This window comes from Pectobacterium odoriferum (genome assembly GCF_009931295.1).
Lineage (GTDB): Bacteria > Pseudomonadota > Gammaproteobacteria > Enterobacterales > Enterobacteriaceae > Pectobacterium > Pectobacterium odoriferum.
This window is the reverse complement of sequence record NZ_CP034938.1, coordinates 4,692,126-4,710,384: the sequence shown is the minus strand read 5'-3', so window position 1 is coordinate 4,710,384 and position 18,259 is coordinate 4,692,126. Positions and strand designations below refer to the sequence as shown.

Annotated in this window: 17 protein-coding genes; 7 read left to right on the top strand and 10 right to left on the bottom strand. The window is 49.9% G+C overall.

The features are described 5' to 3' along the window. Positions 1-97 precede the first annotated feature (97 nt). The 8 genes from EO763_RS21210 to rfaD form a co-directional block, all read right to left on the bottom strand. A complete protein-coding gene (locus EO763_RS21210; protein WP_161530121.1) occupies positions 98-892 on the bottom strand; it encodes a glycosyltransferase family 25 protein in 795 nt (264 codons plus the stop codon). 2 nt (positions 893-894) lie between these two features. Further along, positions 895-1,914: a lipopolysaccharide 3-alpha-galactosyltransferase gene (waaO, locus tag EO763_RS21205; protein WP_161530120.1), complete on the bottom strand. Its 1,020-nt coding sequence runs from the start codon at positions 1,912-1,914 to the stop codon at positions 895-897. 77 nt (positions 1,915-1,991) lie between these two features. Further along, positions 1,992-3,107, bottom strand: coding sequence for a glycosyltransferase family 4 protein (locus EO763_RS21200; protein WP_161530119.1), 1,116 nt, complete (start codon positions 3,105-3,107; stop codon positions 1,992-1,994). Continuing rightward, positions 3,104-4,165 carry a lipopolysaccharide core heptosyltransferase RfaQ gene (gene rfaQ, locus EO763_RS21195; protein ID WP_161530118.1) on the bottom strand — a complete coding sequence of 354 codons (1,062 nt, stop codon included), beginning with the start codon at positions 4,163-4,165 and terminating at the stop codon, positions 3,104-3,106. The genes EO763_RS21200 and rfaQ overlap by 4 nt, the downstream gene beginning before the upstream one ends. Positions 4,166-4,358: 193 nt before the next feature. Further along, entirely contained in the window at positions 4,359-5,612 is a 1,254-nt protein-coding gene (locus EO763_RS21190) for an O-antigen ligase family protein (protein ID WP_244322026.1), read from the bottom strand. A gap of 377 nt (positions 5,613-5,989) precedes the next feature. After that, complete coding sequence (rfaC, locus tag EO763_RS21185; RefSeq protein WP_161530116.1) at positions 5,990-6,961, bottom strand: lipopolysaccharide heptosyltransferase RfaC; 972 nt, start codon at positions 6,959-6,961, stop codon at positions 5,990-5,992. Continuing rightward, positions 6,958-8,079 carry an ADP-heptose--LPS heptosyltransferase RfaF gene (gene rfaF, locus EO763_RS21180; RefSeq protein ID WP_161530115.1) on the bottom strand — a complete coding sequence of 374 codons (1,122 nt, stop codon included), beginning with the start codon at positions 8,077-8,079 and terminating at the stop codon, positions 6,958-6,960. The genes rfaC and rfaF overlap by 4 nt, the downstream gene beginning before the upstream one ends. 23 nt (positions 8,080-8,102) lie before the next feature. Further along, entirely contained in the window at positions 8,103-9,035 is a 933-nt protein-coding gene (gene rfaD / locus EO763_RS21175; RefSeq protein ID WP_010300769.1) for an ADP-glyceromanno-heptose 6-epimerase, read from the bottom strand. A gap of 242 nt (positions 9,036-9,277) precedes the next feature. On the opposite strand from rfaD, the gene EO763_RS21170 reads away from it, so the two are divergent. Continuing rightward, on the top strand, positions 9,278-10,474 hold the full coding sequence (locus EO763_RS21170; protein ID WP_161530114.1) for a glycine C-acetyltransferase: 1,197 nt from the start codon (positions 9,278-9,280) through the stop codon (positions 10,472-10,474). Between the two features lie 10 nt (positions 10,475-10,484). Next, entirely contained in the window at positions 10,485-11,516 is a 1,032-nt protein-coding gene (tdh, locus tag EO763_RS21165; RefSeq protein ID WP_040032304.1) for an L-threonine 3-dehydrogenase, read from the top strand. A gap of 51 nt (positions 11,517-11,567) precedes the next feature. On the opposite strand, the gene EO763_RS21160 is transcribed toward tdh, so the two are convergent. Together EO763_RS21160 and envC are read right to left on the bottom strand one after the other, a co-directional pair. Continuing rightward, positions 11,568-12,515 (bottom strand): divergent polysaccharide deacetylase family protein, encoded by a 948-nt coding sequence (locus EO763_RS21160; protein WP_010300784.1) that lies wholly within the window; start codon positions 12,513-12,515, stop codon positions 11,568-11,570. Positions 12,516-12,517: 2 nt separating this feature from the next. Continuing rightward, positions 12,518-13,819: a murein hydrolase activator EnvC gene (envC, locus tag EO763_RS21155; protein ID WP_161530113.1), complete on the bottom strand. Its 1,302-nt coding sequence runs from the start codon at positions 13,817-13,819 to the stop codon at positions 12,518-12,520. Positions 13,820-14,064: 245 nt separating this feature from the next. Here envC and EO763_RS21150 point away from each other — a divergent pair, with 245 nt between their 5' ends. The 5 genes from EO763_RS21150 to pagP all read left to right on the top strand — a co-directional run bounded on the left by EO763_RS21150 (position 14,065) and on the right by pagP (position 18,254). Next, on the top strand, positions 14,065-14,496 hold the full coding sequence (locus EO763_RS21150; RefSeq protein ID WP_010300789.1) for a rhodanese-like domain-containing protein: 432 nt from the start codon (positions 14,065-14,067) through the stop codon (positions 14,494-14,496). 219 nt (positions 14,497-14,715) lie between these two features. After that, entirely contained in the window at positions 14,716-15,186 is a 471-nt protein-coding gene (secB, locus tag EO763_RS21145) for a protein-export chaperone SecB (RefSeq protein ID WP_010283737.1), read from the top strand. Next, positions 15,186-16,205, top strand: coding sequence for an NAD(P)H-dependent glycerol-3-phosphate dehydrogenase (gpsA, locus tag EO763_RS21140; RefSeq protein ID WP_010300792.1), 1,020 nt, complete (start codon positions 15,186-15,188; stop codon positions 16,203-16,205). The genes secB and gpsA overlap by 1 nt, the downstream gene beginning before the upstream one ends. Positions 16,206-16,472: 267 nt before the next feature. Further along, positions 16,473-17,294, top strand: coding sequence for a serine O-acetyltransferase (gene cysE, locus EO763_RS21135; protein ID WP_039364143.1), 822 nt, complete (start codon positions 16,473-16,475; stop codon positions 17,292-17,294). A gap of 306 nt (positions 17,295-17,600) precedes the next feature. After that, on the top strand, positions 17,601-18,254 hold the full coding sequence (gene pagP / locus EO763_RS21130; protein WP_161530112.1) for a lipid IV(A) palmitoyltransferase PagP: 654 nt from the start codon (positions 17,601-17,603) through the stop codon (positions 18,252-18,254). Positions 18,255-18,259: the final 5 nt, after the last annotated feature.

The window sequence follows — 18,259 nt, the reverse complement described above, 5'->3', positions numbered from 1 at the left end:
TGATTTCTATGCCTTAATTTTTTTGATTTTTATAAATCTATAGCTTGGAAGTGATATAGTGAATGACCTCATTTTCTGGTATCTATTAGATGAAGAGTTACCATTTTAATGAACGTAAGAGTTTTTTTATAATAAAGAAAAACTCATTAATACCTTTTTCAATATTCCCTTTCTTTCTACTCTCTTTTTTTATCTCTTGATCTAATTTCGCTAATCGTTCTTTCTCAATGTTACTGTTGGATATATCTACTATGGGGTGAGATATTATTTCTGTTAGATATATTTTTTTAAAACATTTTTTTTTGTATAGATAGTCCCACTTATCAGCAATGTAATAGTTATTGTTGAATTCTTCATGCAAATTTATTGCTAACTTTCTACTTACAAGATAACAACATGTTCTTGTTATATATATTGGCTTATAGGTTAGCTTTTTAAAAATAATACCATTTATATTTATTTTGTTAAAAAATGACAAGGATATTTTTCTTCTCTGGCTAAGGCCATCTTGCCCGCCCAGTATATAAAGATCCTCTTCGCACATTTTGAGAGTTGACTCCTCAGATAATCCGTTTATAAGATGCTTCAATGAGGAGTTAATAATTGCATCATCTTCAAGAATAATAGCCCATTCTATTTTTTCATTAATTATTTTGGAATATATTTTTTGATGGCTTAAAGAGCATCCTATTTCCGATGCTGTTGGATTAAACTCTTTTGGCGAACTAGCCTTAATCCTGTCTAGCTCCTCTCTTGGTAGATCAGAACCTCGTATCGCGTCAATAAACTCAAAATCAATACTCTCTTTTTTTAGAGTATCAGCGATGGATTTTCTTCTGTTGGTGTCTTTAACTAAAGATACAATGAATACTGGAACTTTATTATTTTCCATTTTTACTTTCCAAAGAATGCTTTAATGAAAAAATACTTGGCATAACTTTTTACGCCTTTTATATATTTTCTATTGTGAAACTGATGCTTAGCACAATACCGCATATTACTTGCGGTCACGGCGTCTAATAGAGGCTCATTTCTCCATGGGGAATTATATTTGGCTTTTAAAAAATATTTTGTGCAAGTGTAATTGGCAGCCCACTTATGCCAGGGCTTAGTGGGGCCAATGTAATGAATAAATACCGTTTCTGTGGAGATAGGTGTTGGCGCAGGTTCGCCATTATTATATTTTAATTCATAATTTATACTAAATTGGGTGTTGTATTTATTATCCAGTTGATGAAAATTTCCTGCCAAAAGTATATTTAAAACATCCTGATCAGGATGGGTAATGACTTTCTTCATCTCTGGATCGACCAAAAAACGCATGCTGTTTTCTGTTACAGATGCCTGATACCAGTTATTGATTTCAATTAACAAAACGCCAGAGTTAAAGTAACCATTGTGGAGTTCAGGCTGCTGAAATTTTTGTGCACGGTTTTTCCACCAGTTACTATCACCATCTAAAACAACGGCGGCGATATGGCTACTAACATCTAGTTTTATTAATTCGTGCAATGAGCCATTACATATAATGTCTGCATCAAGGTAGAGAACTTTATCAAGTATCTGATAGAAGTAGTCGGCAATAATAAAACGAAAATAAATGGCATAGCTCCAGAGTTTTGTTTCTGGTAACGTTTTTAACCAAGTGCAATCAACGATATAAATGTTAATAGTTGTATTGTATTGCTCTGCCATCTCTTGAAATCTGGCTTTATCACCATCACTGAGTTTGTCGGTAAATACGTGAAAGGATAAACAGTAATCCGGATTCTTTAATAAAATAGATGCGATAGCGATGGCGCAGCCATAAATGAACTTTTCATCCGTGCCAAAGGCTATGTTTAATTCGGCATCGTTTTTAGTATAGGAGAATGAGTGTACAGTTCTTATGACTTTTTCTTTGTCAAAGTACATGTGCTTACCGTGTTGGATAAATAGCGGAAAGAATAACGTATTGTAAGAAACAGGTCAGAATATGTCTTTATTTATCATTATGATTCGATAATCAACTGTGCCGCTTTTTCTGGCAAACTATAAATATCTTCTGTATCGGCAAAATGGCGGGCATTTTCTGCCCACTGTTTCAGCGTTTCTGGCTGGCTGAGTGCGTGTGACAACGCGTGGTTCAGTGCTGTCTGGCTAAAGGGTTCTGGGATGACCTGCCCGGCCTGCGAGCGCTCAATGTAAAAAGCATAACCGCACGCATCGGTGACGAGTATGGGTAGTCCAGCAGCGATAGCCTCAAGTAAAACGATGCCTGCGGCTTCCTGATGAGCCGGATGAAGTAACAAGTCTGCGGCTGCCATGAAGTCAGGAATGTCGTCTCGGCCAGAGAAGAACTGTATTTGTTTACCGATGCCGAGCTGCTCTGCCTGTTGTTGAAACGGTTTTGGATCGTCCTGGCCGACAACCAGCAGCGTTACGTGCTGACGCAGTTCCTGTGGCAGGCTGGCGATAGCGGTCAAACTGCGGCCAACACCTTTACGTTTGAAGTCGGAACCGACCTGTAATAGAACAAATCCGTTTTCATCCAGATGATGCTGCTGACGGAACTGTGAACGCGTATCTGGAGAACGCGTGCTGTACTTTCTATCCAGTGAAATACCCGGCGGTAGCATAAAAAAGCGTTCATATTGTGTACCGTAATGCTTCTGGAAATGGGCGATTTGCCGCGGCGTCAGCATCAGCATGCGCGTGTGGCTATCTTTATCGAACACGTCTCGTTCAAGTGCTGCATATCCGCGGTAGCGAGGTGTGAGTCGATAAAAGAAACCTTTTTCCTGAACGGCCTTTTCTGCCGTACATCCTTCTGCGGCATAGTAGAAGTCTAGCCCTGGCATTTTGCTAAATCCGACAACGCGATCGACAGGGTGCTGTTGTAAATGGCGTTGTATCCAGTCGGAAAAATGGCGATGGCGCGTATGATTACTCAGTCCAGAGATGGGCACGAGAACGATGTCGAACCCTTCAGGTTTGTCGCCTTGCCATTCGCTGGTATAAACGCGAATATCGTGACCTTGTTTCTGGCAGACTTTTGCAATGCTCAGAAAATCCCGCTGTAGCCCGCCGAAAGGAAAGTATTTATAGACGCAGAATGCGATGTTCATTTGGTGTTCTCTTCCTGCAGCATGTCTTCTGATGCCTGGATAACCGCTTGTGCAGGAATGCAGGACAAATATTTGACCGTCTGATCGTAATTCTGTTGGGCTGGCATTTGTTGATATTCACCTGCCCAAATCTGTTTATAGTGTTTGCACCATGGACGCCATAATTTATAGTCTGTTGGGCCGAACAGACACACTAGTGGTGTATTCAATGCGGCAGCCATATGCATGGGGGCGGAATCCACGCCGATATACAACACGGCGTTGTCAATTAACGCAGCCAGTTCCAGAAAACTCGTTTTACCTGCAAAGGTCATATCGGGTTTATGCGTGCACTGTGAGTGAATGTCCCGCACCACGTTTAAATCGTCTTCTGAAGGACCACAGGTCAAAACGACTTCCAGATTTTTGGTTTTAAGATAGTCAATGACCTGAGCGAACTTGTCGTTGTCCCAGTATTTGTAGTATTGGCGAGTCGTGGGTTGGATGACGACGTAGCGTTGCGTTAAAAGTGTAGGACGTTGGTTAACGATACTTTGGGCGTCTTCCTGACGATAATGCAGTGATAATGTAGAACATGTATTTGACACTGGCAGGTTGAGCGGGGTGAGGAGATGAAGATTTTGCTCAACAATATGCGCGCCTATTGGCGGAACGCAGGTGCTGAAAAATGAACGCCACATCTTTCCCTTCAGATTATCGCCCCGATCGAGAGCAATACTGCGGCACCCCAATGATTTCACTAATAGAGCAATGGGCCACTGGTCAGCTAAATTGACGATCAGATCGTAATTGTTTTGCTTAAGCTCTTGTCTGACGCTTTTGAAATTACAGATCTTTTCCAAAAGCGTACTCGTCTTTCTTTTGAGCCCATAAAGCTGATGTATCTCTGGGTTTGCAGAGAGAATCGGCATCGTATCCTGGTACAGCAATACGTCGATTTTGGCATCAGGGTAGTTGGCTTTCAGCGTACTGATGAGCGGAGTGGTCAGCAGCATATCGCCATGATATCTGAGCTTTACTACAAGAATCCGGTGATAGGAGATGATGCGTTGACTCACTCGTTTTCCTTCATGTAATCAAAAGTTATGATTTTTACAGGCACGCTACCGCCTTTGGCTCAACAGCTACCAAAAGACTGATCTTATCCATGTGTCGCGACAGCATGGATAGCTAATTTTCCCGCTATGGTACTAAAACCCACACCCCTCTCACAGAGGTAAATGCTACTGCCACACGCTAATTATAACAGGACTAATTCTTTAGCCATTTTCCGGTCAGCGTTGTGCCGAGACAAAACGCCATAAGCCACGCAATAAGCATGTCGCGTGAATAGAGAATGACATCGCTAAGTCCATACATGATCAGGGCGAAAAGCAGAGCCGCAGAGAGGTGGCTGCGTAGAACAAAAAATGAAAAATAAAATAAGGACACATAGAACAATATTAGCAATATTGTACCCGGCAACCCCTTAAGGGAAAAGGCATCAACCACTTCGTTATGCAGATGGACATTCAAATATCCCAGCGCGCCAGATAATTCAGACTCTTGCTTTGCTTGTGCAATGATATGTTCTGCACGCTGTTCGGCGGATTGCCCCAATAGCGCTTCTTCCCCAGCTTCTATACCAGATTGGTACATCGCAATGCGCGCACCCACCGATGTCATGCTGTTGTTCATGCTATAGCTGTGTATATCGTTAATCAGGTCGCTGATACGTTGGTGAAGCGTATCCTGGAAAAGGAATAAACACAGGAGAATAGTGGCCGATGAACCGATAAATGCCTTGATGAATAAACGCTTATTGTGTCTGACTTCTGACAATAAAATGGTTGCGCCAACAATAGGATAGACGAATATAGCCGCTCGAGTTTCTGTCAGGAAAATAGCGATGGTGACTAACAGAAAATGTCCCAGATAGAGATAATACTTATAGGCTGAATCGAGCTTAAGCAGTGCTTGCGCGCTTAACGCACCAATAAAGGTAAGAAAATAGGCTGCACTGGTTGCGGTGCCAAATACCAACGCAATACGGTGCATTCCACTGAACAATGACTGATAAAACGCATAGCCCAGCGTTAACACACAAATTGCGATGAGGTAGAAGAGTGGCTGTTGCCGATTTTTTTGCGAGATATGCAGGACTGTCAGCAGGATGAATGCACCCAGAATACCGGCATGGGCGGATGTCCTGTAGGCGTTATACACATAAGGGAAAAGGCTATCGGGGTGATAATAGTGGTGATACCAAATGAGATTGGTTAAGCCGATAGCCAGCAGGCAAAGTGGAATCAGTAACAGCCGCTTAGCCGCTATGACTGTTTTTAAATGTGTCGCTACATAAAAAACAGACAGCAAGCCCGTGAGATAAAAAAGCCACTCGGCAATAATGCTACTAAATGGCATAATGGCTAATGTGAGTAAACAGCTGGGGAAAACCGCTTTAAGCGCGACAGCCGAACTGATGCTGGGCGTTTTTCCCAGTTCGTACTTTAATTCATTGAGCATGTATTTGTTCACAGTCGGGAGCGATATCACTCGTCTGATGCAGGTAATTCTATACCCGTCATACTTCAAGTTGCATGTGTGTTGGCAGCACTACTCGGCCCACTTTCGTGGACCTCGCCCCGTTGGGGCCGCTGCAAGCAGCGTTCAAACCTGCCTCTGGCAGATTTGTCACTCACCCGAATCACTTACCTGAGTAAGCTCATCGGGATGAGGGAGAGACATCCTGTCTCTCACCGGAGGCCAGCCTTTGGCTGAGCAAATTCGTTCCCGACGAATTTGTCCTTCTCTTGCCGCATTACGAGGCTCATAATGAGCCTCGCCCTGGCGGGCCAACGCTTTGCGTTTTTCAAACGTTAACGTTTGTCCTGAAACTCGAATTATTTAGTGTATATCAGCTTCTCTAATTTCTGATGGACGAGGCTAGTGGGAATAGTCTCCATTTTCTGGCTTTCAGACATTTCCACCACCTGATTCATCCCGTAGCCGCCAATCAGTCCTGGGTCGGTTGGCCCGTATAAGGTGATATTCGGACGATCCAGCGCCGCCGTCAGGTGGCTAAGCCCGGTATCGACGGAGACAACCGCGCTGGCGCCCGCGAGTACCTCGGCAATCTGTTGCAGCGTGAGGCGTGGTAAGACTTCAACGTGTGGAAAGCCTTCGGCTAGCCGTAATGCACGCTGGTGCTCATGCTCCGCTCCCCAGGGGAGTTTGATGTGTAGTCCACTCGGTGCTAATAGGGCAATCAGTTCACGCCAGTGCGTTTCCGGCCAGTGTTTTTCATCACGCGTTGTGGCGTGGAGAAACACCAGATAGCGGTTGGCGTCTGCGGGCGACTGAGAGAGAAAGCGTGAGGCAATCGCGTAATCGCCACGCTCGGTGGGTTTCCGATAGTTCAGGCTGGCGGCAAACAGCGCCCGTACGCGCTCGACAGCATGTTGTCGACGGCTTATCGGGTGGCGATAGTTATAAAACCAGCTTGCCAGCGGCTCGCGCGCGCTTTTGCAATCCAATCCGTGTTTCTTTCCGTTGGCGAGTCGCGTAACCAGCAGCGCGCTTTTTATCAGCCCTTGTGCATCAATAACCGCATCATAGCGGTACTGGCGTAGTTGTCGCGTAAATTCTGCACGTTCCTGACGTATCGGGGCACTGAACCAGCTTTTGCGCCAGCGGCGTATTGCGACTGGAATGACGCGGGAAACCGCCGGGTGCCAACTGGGGATTTGTGCGAAACCTTCTTCAACCACCCAATCGAACTGGATACCGGGAATCGCCTGCATCGCGTCGGTTAAGGCTGGCAAGGTGTGCAGCACATCGCCCATCGACGACGTTTTCACGATCAGCACTCTCATGCATCTGCTCCCGGTTCCAGATTTTCTACAGGAGCGAGACTTTCTCCTGGAGTGAGACTTTCTTTTGGAACGAGGCTTTCTCTTGGAACAATATAGTTATCCAGTGCGCTGAGCACGCGCTCGGGCTGAATGTCGATCAAACTCTGGTGATAACCCTGTTCAGCATCCCCTTTGCGCACTCGGTGATAGCCGGTAATCAGTCGAATCACCTCGGCCTGATGGGACAGCGGCGGGGTAAAGTCAGGGCTGCTCGGACCGTAAAGTGCCACCAGAGGACGATGAAGTGCCGCAGCAACGTGCATGAGTCCAGAGTCATTGCTGACGACGGCGTGACAGGCGGCAATGAGCACCACCGCTTGTTCCAGCGAGGTTTTCCCCGCCAGATTAGCGCAATGCTGCCGTGCGTCTTCCGTCAATCCTTGAAGGATGTCGTCACAGGCCGAACGATCATTGGCCGAGCCGAACAGCGCTATCTGGTAACCGCGTTCAATCAGTGATTGTGCCAGCGCAGCATAGTGATAATGCGGCCAGCGTTTGGCAGGGCCGAATTCGGCACCGGGGCAAAAACCGATGGTGGGGCGCACATCGCTGAGGTTAAACGCCTGCGTCATGTCCGTAATTTCGGTCGGATTGACCTGCAACTGCGGCCACAGTAACGGCTGCGGCAGATCCTCAGCCCGACGGATACGGCTACGATCGTAGGCTAACGCGGTATAGCGCTGCACCATCAGCGGAAATGCGGCTTTATTCAGCACGCGTACGTCGTTCAGCAATCCGTAACGCATTTCGCCACGCCAGCCTGTACGCTGCGGAATGTTTGCAAAGAAAGGGACTAGCGCGGACTTAAAGGAGTTGGGCAGCACATAAGCGCGGTCATAGCCCGCATCGCGCAGCGATACGCCAAGACGGCGACGTTCGCCCAGCTCAAGTGCGCCGTGACCGAGCGGCATGGCTAACGCCTGATTGACTTCCGGCATCCGTGCCAGCAGCGGACGGCACCAGGCTGGCGCCATCACGTCAATGACCGCTTCCGGGTGTTCAGCCTTCAACGTGCGATAAAGGCTGTGCGACATCATCATATCGCCGACCCAGGAAGGGCCGATGACCAAAATTTTCATACCGCTTATGAATCCTTATCCGATTAAACGGTACGGTTCAGCCAGGCCATATATTCCGCCACGCCTTCGGCGACGGTTTTGAACGGCTTGTCATAGCCTGCGGCACGCAAATTGGTGAGGTCGGCTTGTGTATAAGCCTGATAGCGGCCTTTCAGTTTCTCAGGAAATTCGATGTATTCCACGCTGCCTTTTTGATGGAAGGCGAGGGTGGCGTCGGCGACTGCCTGGAAGGATTCGGCGCGACCGGTACCGCAGTTGAAGATGCCAGAAACACCGTTTTGCCAGAACCACAGGTTGACGGCGGCGACATCACCGACGTAGATAAAGTCACGTTGGAAGTTCTCGCTACCGGAGAACAGCTTCGGATTTTCACCCTGATTAATCTGGTTGTTCAGGTGGAACGCGACGCTCGCCATGCTGCCTTTGTGGCCTTCGCGTGGTCCGTAGACGTTGAAATAGCGGAAGCCGCAGATCTGCGATTCAGCTTCTGGGAGAATTTCACGCACGTACTGGTCGAATAGGAACTTGGAGTAGCCATAGACGTTCAGCGGCTGCTCGTATTGGCGCGCTTCGATAAAGTTATCGTTACGACCGCCGTAGGTCGCGGCAGACGAGGCATACAGGAACGGAATGTTGCGATCGAGGCAATAGTGCAGCACGTCTTTAGAATACTGATAGTTGTTGTCCATCATGTATTTGCCATCCCACTCGGTGGTGGAAGAGCAAGCACCTTCATGGAATACGGCATCAATATCGCCCAGATCGTCGCCTGCAACGATGCTGGCGATGAAATCTTCTTTATCCACGTAATCTGCGATGTCCAGATCGACCAGATTGGCGAACTTGGTGCCGTCTTTCAGGTTATCGACAACCAGAATGTCCCGATAGCCGATGTCATTCAGAGATTTTACGATATTGCTGCCGATAAAACCGGCACCGCCAGTAACGATAATCATGGGCGCGACCTTTATTAATCTTGCTGGTGAGGCACCGCGCCCCACGCTGTTTATGACCGCTATAATAGCATTTCATTTTACCGCAAGCAGCCAGAGCTTAATTTATCCCGTGTCGCTCCCACTTTTTTAAGATGATTCAGGCCGTGACGAAGCCAGCATTTTCAGACTGTTTACCCCGCATTTCTGCCCACATCCGCTAGCTTAAAAACCATAAAGCGATCTTTTTATGGGAGAGTGACGCTATGCCAGCCGCATTTTATCAACAACTTACTACACAAATCATGGCCGCACGTACCGAGGGCGTGTTCAAGGAGGAACGCATCATTACCTCTGCGCAGCAGGCTGAAATCGAGGTGATGGACAGTAACCGCCTGCTCAATTTCTGTGCCAATAATTATCTTGGTCTGGCGGACAACCCTGAGCTGATTGCCGCTGCAAAAGCCGGATTGGACAGCCACGGTTTTGGCATGGCATCGGTGCGCTTCATCTGCGGAACGCAGGATATCCACAAACAGTTGGAGCGTAAGCTGGCGGATTTTTTGGGAATGGACGACGCGATTCTCTATTCCTCCTGTTTTGATGCCAATGGTGGGCTGTTTGAAACGCTGATGGGACCGGAGGATGCCATTATTTCCGATGCGCTCAATCATGCTTCGATCATCGACGGTATTCGGCTATCGAAGGCGCGACGCTATCGCTATGCCAATAACGATATGAGCCAGTTGGAAGCACAGCTGCAACTGGCAAGAGTGGAAGGGGCAAGGCACGTCATGATCGCCACCGACGGCGTTTTCTCGATGGATGGTGTGATTGCCGATTTGCAGGGGATTTGCGATCTGGCGGATCGTTATGATGCGTTAGTGATGGTGGATGATTCGCATGCGGTGGGATTTGTCGGTGAACGAGGGCGCGGAACGCACGAACGCTGCGGGGTGATGGATCGCGTTGATATTATCACCGGTACGTTGGGCAAGGCGTTAGGGGGCGCGTCGGGCGGTTATACGGCGGGCAAGCATGAGGTGATCGACTGGCTGCGTCAGCGCTCGCGACCCTATCTTTTCTCCAACTCGCTCGCACCCGCGATTGTCACCGCGTCGCTCAGGGTACTGGATCTGCTGGAACAGGGTGGAGAGCGGCGTGAACGTCTGTGGGCAAACGCCCGTCTGTTCCGTGAAAAGATGACGGCCGCAGGGTTCACGCTGGCGGGGGCTGACCACGCCATTATTCCCGTCATGTTGGGTGAGGCGCAGCTGGCACAGGATTTTGCGCAGGCGCTACAGCGGGAAGGCGTTTATGTCGCCGGCTTTTTCTATCCCGTTGTGCCCCTCGGTCAGGCGCGTATTCGTACTCAAATGTCAGCCGCCCATACACCGCAGCAAATCCAATTCGCCGTTGAGGCTTTTATCCGCGTGGGCAAACGTCTGGGTGTGATCATCTGAGGAAACCATCATGAAAGCATTGGCAAAACTGCGGCCGGAAGAAGGCATCTGGATGGTGGACTCGCCCACGCCGGAGCTCGGGCATAACGACATCATGATTAAAATCCGCAAAAGCGCGATCTGCGGAACAGATGTGCATATCTATAACTGGGACGAATGGTCGCAGAAGACGATTCCCGTTCCGATGGTCGTCGGGCATGAATACGTGGGTGAAATTGTCGCTATCGGCCAGGAGGTTAACGGTTTTCATATTGGCGATCGGGTTTCTGGCGAAGGGCATATTACCTGCGGTTACTGCCGCAACTGTCGTGCCGGACGGCGTCATTTATGCCGCAATGCCATTGGCGTCGGGGTAAACCGTCCCGGTTCGTTCGCGGAGTATCTGGTGATTCCTGCCTACAACGCGTTCCGCATTCCCGACAATATTTCTGACGAACTGGCCGCCATTTTCGATCCCTTCGGTAACGCGGTGCACACCGCACTGTCCTTCGATTTAGTGGGAGAAGATGTCTTGATTGCTGGCGCAGGGCCGATAGGCATGATGGCAGCGGCGGTATGCCGTCACGTGGGGGCAAGGAATGTCGTGATTACCGATGTGAATGCGTACCGTCTGGATCTGGCCCGTAAAATGGGTGCAACGCGTGCCGTCAATGTGGCTCAGGAAAATCTGGCGGACGTGATGATAGAGTTGGGCATGACCGAGGGGTTTGATATCGGTCTGGAGATGTCGGGTGCGCCATCAGCCTTTCGCGCCATGCTGAAAGCGATGAATCACGGTGGACGCATCGCCATGCTGGGCATTCCGCATGAACCGATGTCGATTGACTGGGGGGACGTGATTTTTAAAGGACTGTTTATCAAAGGTATCTATGGACGGGAAATGTTCGAAACCTGGTACAAAATGTCGGCGCTGATTCAGTCTGGACTGGATTTGTCACCGATTATCACCCACCGCTTTCACATTGATGAGTTCCAGAAAGGGTTCGATGCCATGCGTTCGGGTCAGTCGGGCAAGGTTATTCTCAACTGGGATGAGTCATAACCCTGCGATGACGAGTTCGTGCGATGTCAAAAGGGAAATGCACGCTCGGTATTAAGGCTTCGCGTGCGTTTCGGTCTCGGCTGGCTCAATCCAAGTCTGCCAGCGGTGCTTGATAAACATCACCGGTGCGCTTTCCTGAATACTGCTGCTCACCAGCTTGAAGAACACATCGTTCTTCACCGGTTCCGGCGGTTGTTTGACCTGACATTGCTGTATGCCGCGGAACGGATTACGCGGTTTGACTGGCTGCTGCGGTTGAGGCTCATACTGCCGCGTCGGCTCATTCAGCAACTGGCTGGGGCGGACTAAGACAATATCGGCATCCAGCGTGGGCAACATCTGCTGTAAGACGCGGATGGTTGAAGGGTGTGGATGCCCGATAGCGATGGCGGAACCGCTGCGGCGGGCGATTTGCACCGCGCGGGTAAACTGTTTGCGAATCTCGGCTTCGTTTTGCGAATCATCCAGAAAGACTTTGCGTTTGATGACTTTGACGTTCGTCCCTGCCGCGGCCTGGCTCGATTGGCTGCTGCCGATGGTCATGCTATCGAGGAAATAGAGTTGGTAGGCGCTCAGTGCCTGCATGACTTTTTGCATGCCGGGCAGGCTGGCGGTCATCGCGCTGCCCATATGGTTGTTCAACCCCACAGCGTAAGGCACGTTATTGACGGATTGGCGAATAATGCGCTGAATTTCGTCGCTGCTCATGTCCGGGCGTAACGTATCGCGCTCCAGCGGCTGCTTGCTCATCGGTGCCATCGGCAGGTGGATCAGCACTTCTCGCCCTTGCTGGTGGGCTTTGGTTGCCATTTCACGGGCGTACGGCGCGTTGGGTAATACCGCGACGGAAATCGCTGTTGGCATCGCCAGAATCTGGTTCTCATTGTGCGGGCGATAGCCGAAATCATCGATGACGATGGAGAGTTTTCCGGCCAGCGCCAAAGGAGACAGGGCAAGCAGACTCAACGCCAATAACGGTGTTTTGGTTAAATAAGACAAGACTATCTTCCCAGCCAAGGTTGTGGATTGACCGCCTGACCCTGGCGACGGATTTCAAAATACAGTCCAGGCTGGCTCTGCCCACCGCTGGTGCCGACCAGTGCAATAGATTGTCCGGCCTTGACCTGAGCGCCAACGGAAACCAAGGCACTCTGGTTATAGCCGTACAGGCTCATATCGCCTTTACCGTGCTGCACAACAACGACCAACCCGTAGCCCTGTAGCCAATCGGCCATCAGTACGGTTCCGTCGGCGATAGCTTTCACTTCCGTCCCTTCTGGTGCGGTAATCACCATGCCCTTCCAGCGCAGCTCGCCCTGTAACGGTTCACCGAAGCGGTGCTCGATGCGGCCGTTAACCGGCCAGATGGCTTGGCCAGAAGGCCGTCCTAAACCGCCGGTTCGGGCCATGAGTGAGCGTTCACCCTCTGTGGGTTTGTAGCTGCTGCCGCTGCGTTTGGCCTGTTCTTCTTTAGCGCGAACCTTGGCGGCCTCGCGCGCTTCCCGTTCAGCACGGGCTTTCGCTTCTCGCTCAGCACGGGCGATTTGATCGCGCAACCGGGTTTCATTCTGGCGCAGTTCCGTCAACTGCTGCCGATCTTTTTCCAGCGAGCTTTCCAGCGTCGACAGCGTTTTCTTCCGATCGGACTGTGCCTGCTCCAGCGTCTGCTGTTGCTGCTGTTGGTCGCTCAGCAGCGTTTTTTGCTGCGTCTGCTTTTGTTCCAACTGGCGTTTTTGGTCAGCCAGCTCCACACGCGTTTGCTGCAATTCGTTGATAGATTTCTGCCGTGCTTCATTCAGGTAGCCGAAGTAGGCGAGGATGCGCTCGTTGCGCTGGCTTTCTTCTCCGTTCAGCATGAGTTGCAGTGCGCTGTGCTGACCTTGCCGGAAGGCGGCGTCAAGCTGACGGGAAAGTAGCGTTTGTTGCTTATCCTGCTGAGATTGCAGTTTTGCGATAGAGGCGCTGAGACTGACTAATTCTTTATTGAGTGTGGACAGCGTATTGCGTGTTTCATGCAACTGACGACTGGCCTGAGAGATGGACTGCTCCTGCTTTTTCAACTGCTGGACTAAGGCACTGCGTTGCTTTTTTTGTTCTTGAACGCTTTTTTCTTTCGCGGCGATATCTTGTTGCAGGGTCTTAAGCTGTGCCTGATTATCTTCCGCTTGGCCGAGCGCGGGCAACAGCAAAACGCCAACGCAGAGTGCGCTGACGCAACGGGTGAGTAGCCTGTGTAATGCGGATACATGGCGATCGGCGCTACATGCCACCCGACTCTGTACAAATAACGCGTTTTTACTCATAGCGGTGAATTATTCCACGATGAACAGCGGCTTACCAGTTGTCTCTTGTCTGATTTCTATTTCCAGACGTGACAAGCATGGCACAAAGGTGGGCGTCTGGGCGCATCAATAGATAGATAAATGGAAAGCTCGCCGCAGATTCGATACGCTATATTGGCTTACTGGCTGTAATTGCCGTATCGCGCAGGTATACTCAGGAACCTTATATTTTTGTTGCTTAACTGATCCGGGAGTCGTTACACCCCATGCAAGAGATTATGCCATTCATTAGCAAGCACCCTATTTTGAGCATTTCCTGGGTTGCACTGTTGGTTGCGGTCATTGTGCTTACTGTGAAGAGTAAACTGTCGAACGTAAAAGAAGTGGTTCGCGGTGAAGCGATCCGACTGATTAATAAAGAAGATGCCGTCGTCGTTGATATCCGTAACCGTGACGACTATCGCCGTGGCCATATTGCCAGCGCATTTAACCTGTTGCCGAACGACATTAAAAACGGCAGCGTAGGTGAACTTGAAAAACATAAATCGCAACCGATTATCGTGGTATGCGCTAACGGCCTCTCTTCACGCGAAGCAGCCGAGAATTTGCACAAAGCCGGTTTTGAGCGTGTGCAGGTACTGAAGGACGGTCTGGCTGGCTGGAGCGGTGAGAATCTGCCTTTAGTCCGCGGCAAATAAAACAGTTTGTGGTAAAACTATCCGCATCGTGCCAGGTGTGTAGATCATACGCAGCGAAAATGGCGGCGATTTTGCAGGATAATCGACAGGCTGATTGCAGTACTACCGTTATTGCAACTACAGTGATTGCAGTATGACAATGACAGAAATGTGCTGACGTCCGCCCACTTATGACGACGGAAGACGTCAAGAAAATCTAACAAAAGGGTATTACTTAACATGTCTGAACAAAACAACACAGAAATGGCTTTCCAAATCCAGCGTATCTACACCAAAGATATCTCTTTTGAAGCGCCGAATGCGCCTCAGGTGTTCCAGCAGGAATGGCAGCCGGAAGTAAAACTGGATCTGGATACGGCTTCTAGCCAACTGGCTGATGACATCTATGAAGTCGTACTGCGTGTGACCGTAACGGCTTCTCTGGGTGAAGAAACTGCATTTCTGTGTGAAGTTCAGCAAGGTGGTATCTTTACCGTTGGCGGCATCGAAGGAACTCAGCTGGCGCACTGCCTGGGCGCATATTGCCCGAACATTCTGTTCCCTTACGCGCGTGAGTGCATCACCAGCCTGGTTTCTCGCGGTACCTTCCCGCAATTGAATCTGGCGCCAGTGAACTTTGATGCGCTGTTCATGAATTACCTGCAGCAGCAGACCGAAGGTGAAGGTGCTGCGCAGCCTCAGGATGCCTGATGAACGCGTCTGACGCTTCAATGACCGTCATCGGTGCCGGCTCGTACGGCACCGCGTTGGCCATTACGCTGGCGCGTAATGGCCATCGAGTCGTGCTGTGGGGCCACAACCCTACGCACATTCAGGCGTTACAGGCCGCTCGCTGTAATCAGGCATTCCTGCCTGATGTGCCTTTCCCCGATTCGCTACAGCTGGAAACCAATCTGGCGCAGGCGCTTGCTGCCAGCAGAAACGTGCTGGTCGTTGTGCCGAGCCATGTGTTTGGTGATGTTCTGCGCCAGTTGAAACCTCATTTGCGTGCCGATGCGCGTATCGTGTGGGCGACTAAAGGGCTGGAAGCGGAAACGGGACGCTTGTTGCAAGATGTCGCACGCGAAGCGCTGGGCGAAACGATCCCGCTTGCGGTGGTTTCTGGCCCGACATTTGCCAAAGAATTAGCCGCTGGCATGCCGACGGCTATTGCTCTGGCATCAACAGACAGTGAATTTGCTGACGACCTACAACGATTGCTGCACTGTGGGAAGAGCTTCCGCGTTTACAGCAACCCCGATTTTATCGGCGTGCAGCTGGGCGGCGCGGTGAAAAACGTCATTGCCATCGGTGCTGGGATGTCTGATGGCATTGGGTTTGGTGCCAATGCACGTACCGCTCTGATCACCCGCGGACTGGCGGAAATGACCCGTCTTGGCGCAGCGCTGGGTGCGGATCCCACCACCTTCATGGGGATGGCTGGGCTTGGCGATCTGGTGCTGACCTGTACTGATAATCAGTCCCGTAACCGGCGCTTCGGCATGATGCTGGGGCAGGGAATGGATGTACAGAGCGCGCAGGATAGCATTGGTCAGGTTGTTGAAGGATACCGCAATACGAAAGAAGTCTTGGCATTAGCGCAGCGCTACGGCGTTGAAATGCCGATTACTGAGCAACTCTGGCAGGTGCTGTATTGTGGGAAAGACGCCCGAGAGGCGGCGCTGAGCCTCTTAGGGCGTACGCGTAAAGACGAAACCGCCAAGTTATAAAACACGTCGTTCCATACTCTAAATAATTCGAGTTTCAGGCAGGCGGCAAGGGAAGGAGTCCCGATGAGCTTACTCAGGTAAGTGATTCGGGTGACTGAACGCAGCCAACGCACATGAAACTTGAAGTATGACGAGTATATGCTGGGCTTCCTAATCTGGGAGGCTCATAGTATCTTCATTTTCTTGTATACGAGCGGTGGTGCTAATAAGCCTGCCGTTTGAGAACAGATATACGTTGTGGTGTGTGGTATCTCGGAGAGTAAGGCAATGTCGACAGAAGAACTGGAACTGGTCTGGACCAATATCAAGGCAGAAGCGCGCAGCCTTGCGGACTGTGAACCGATGCTGGCCAGCTTTTTTCATGCCACATTGCTGAAACACGAGAATCTGGGTAGCGCACTGAGCTACATGCTGGCAAACAAGCTGGCAAACTCGATCATGCCTGCGATCGCCATTCGAGAGGTGGTGGAAGAAGCCTATCGTGCCGATCCGCAGATGATCGTTTCTGCCGCGCGCGATATTCAGGCCGTTTGCCTACGTGACCCGGCGGTGGATAAATATTCTACCCCACTGCTCTATCTGAAAGGGTTTCATGCATTACAGGCCTATCGTATTGGTCACTGGCTTTGGTCGCAGGATCGTAAAGCGCTAGCGGTCTATTTCCAGAACCAGATCTCGGTTTCTTTCGGTGTCGATATTCACCCTGCGGCGAGAATCGGCTGCGGGATCATGCTCGATCACGCAACAGGCATTGTGATCGGTGAAACGGCCGTCGTTGAAAACGATGTCTCTATTCTGCAATCCGTGACGCTGGGCGGTACGGGTAAAACGAGCGGCGATCGCCACCCTAAAATTCGTGAAGGCGTGATGATTGGCGCGGGCGCTAAAATTTTGGGGAACATAGAGGTTGGCTGTGGTGCGAAAATTGGCGCCGGGTCTGTCGTGCTGCAATCGGTTCCTCCACACACGACGGCGGCAGGGGTTCCTGCTCGCATCGTCGGTCGCCCGGAAAGCGATAAACCCGCTATGGATATGGATCAGTATTTCAACGGGATCAATCGCGGCTTCGAATATGGCGATGGTATTTAATCCCACTGCGTAGGTGATTCATCATTCTTGCTATCTCTCTGGAACGGGTTCCAACCAGAATATAAACCACCGATAAACCAGGTGGTTTTTTGTTATTTCAGCTAGGAAACGTCTGAAATCGGAGCGGAATTCACTATCTATTTAAGCAAAGTTGCTGTTTATCCCTTCATAATAGACTGTTTTGGTTTCCCGCCTATATGGGCAGATTACGTAAACTGAACTATATATTTTGGTAACAACCAAAATAGTTTTGTTTGGATCACCTTTGTTTGAATGGAATCGTGACGCTGTTACCGAGAACCTTATATGTATTTGAAGCGAATTTTAATCACGTTAAGTTTGATTACACTATCCGTTGTCCCTTTTTTGAGCTACGCAGCAGAAAGCATAAATAATGTGGGGACAAATAACACGAGCAGCACGGCAAACCTCGCGCCCGCTACGGCTGATTCCAATGATTCGGCGTCGGATAAGCAGGATGAAAGCTGGTGGCAGAGAAGTAAAAATAATCTGTCTACGACCTGGAATTCGTCGCAGAGCCACGATATTTATATCCCGACGATTACCTGGCATAACCGCTGGACGTATGATAAAGAAAAGACCGACAAATATAATGAAAGGCCGTGGGGCGCGGGCTACGGTGTTTCCCGTCTGGATAAGGATGGGGACTGGCACGGGCTTTATATCATGGCATTCAAAGACTCCTATAACAAATGGGAGCCTATCGGTGGCTATGGATATGAAAAGCGCTGGCGGCCAACCAGCGATCAGGATTTCCAACTGGGTCTGGGCTTTACGGCGGGCTTCACGATGCGTGATAACTGGAACTATATTCCAATTCCCGTCTTATTACCTTTGGCATCAATAAGCTACAGCAAGCTCTCTTTCCAGGCGACTTACATTCCCGGAACATACAACAACGGTAATGTTTTCTTTGCCTGGTTTAGATGGCAGATTTAATTCCT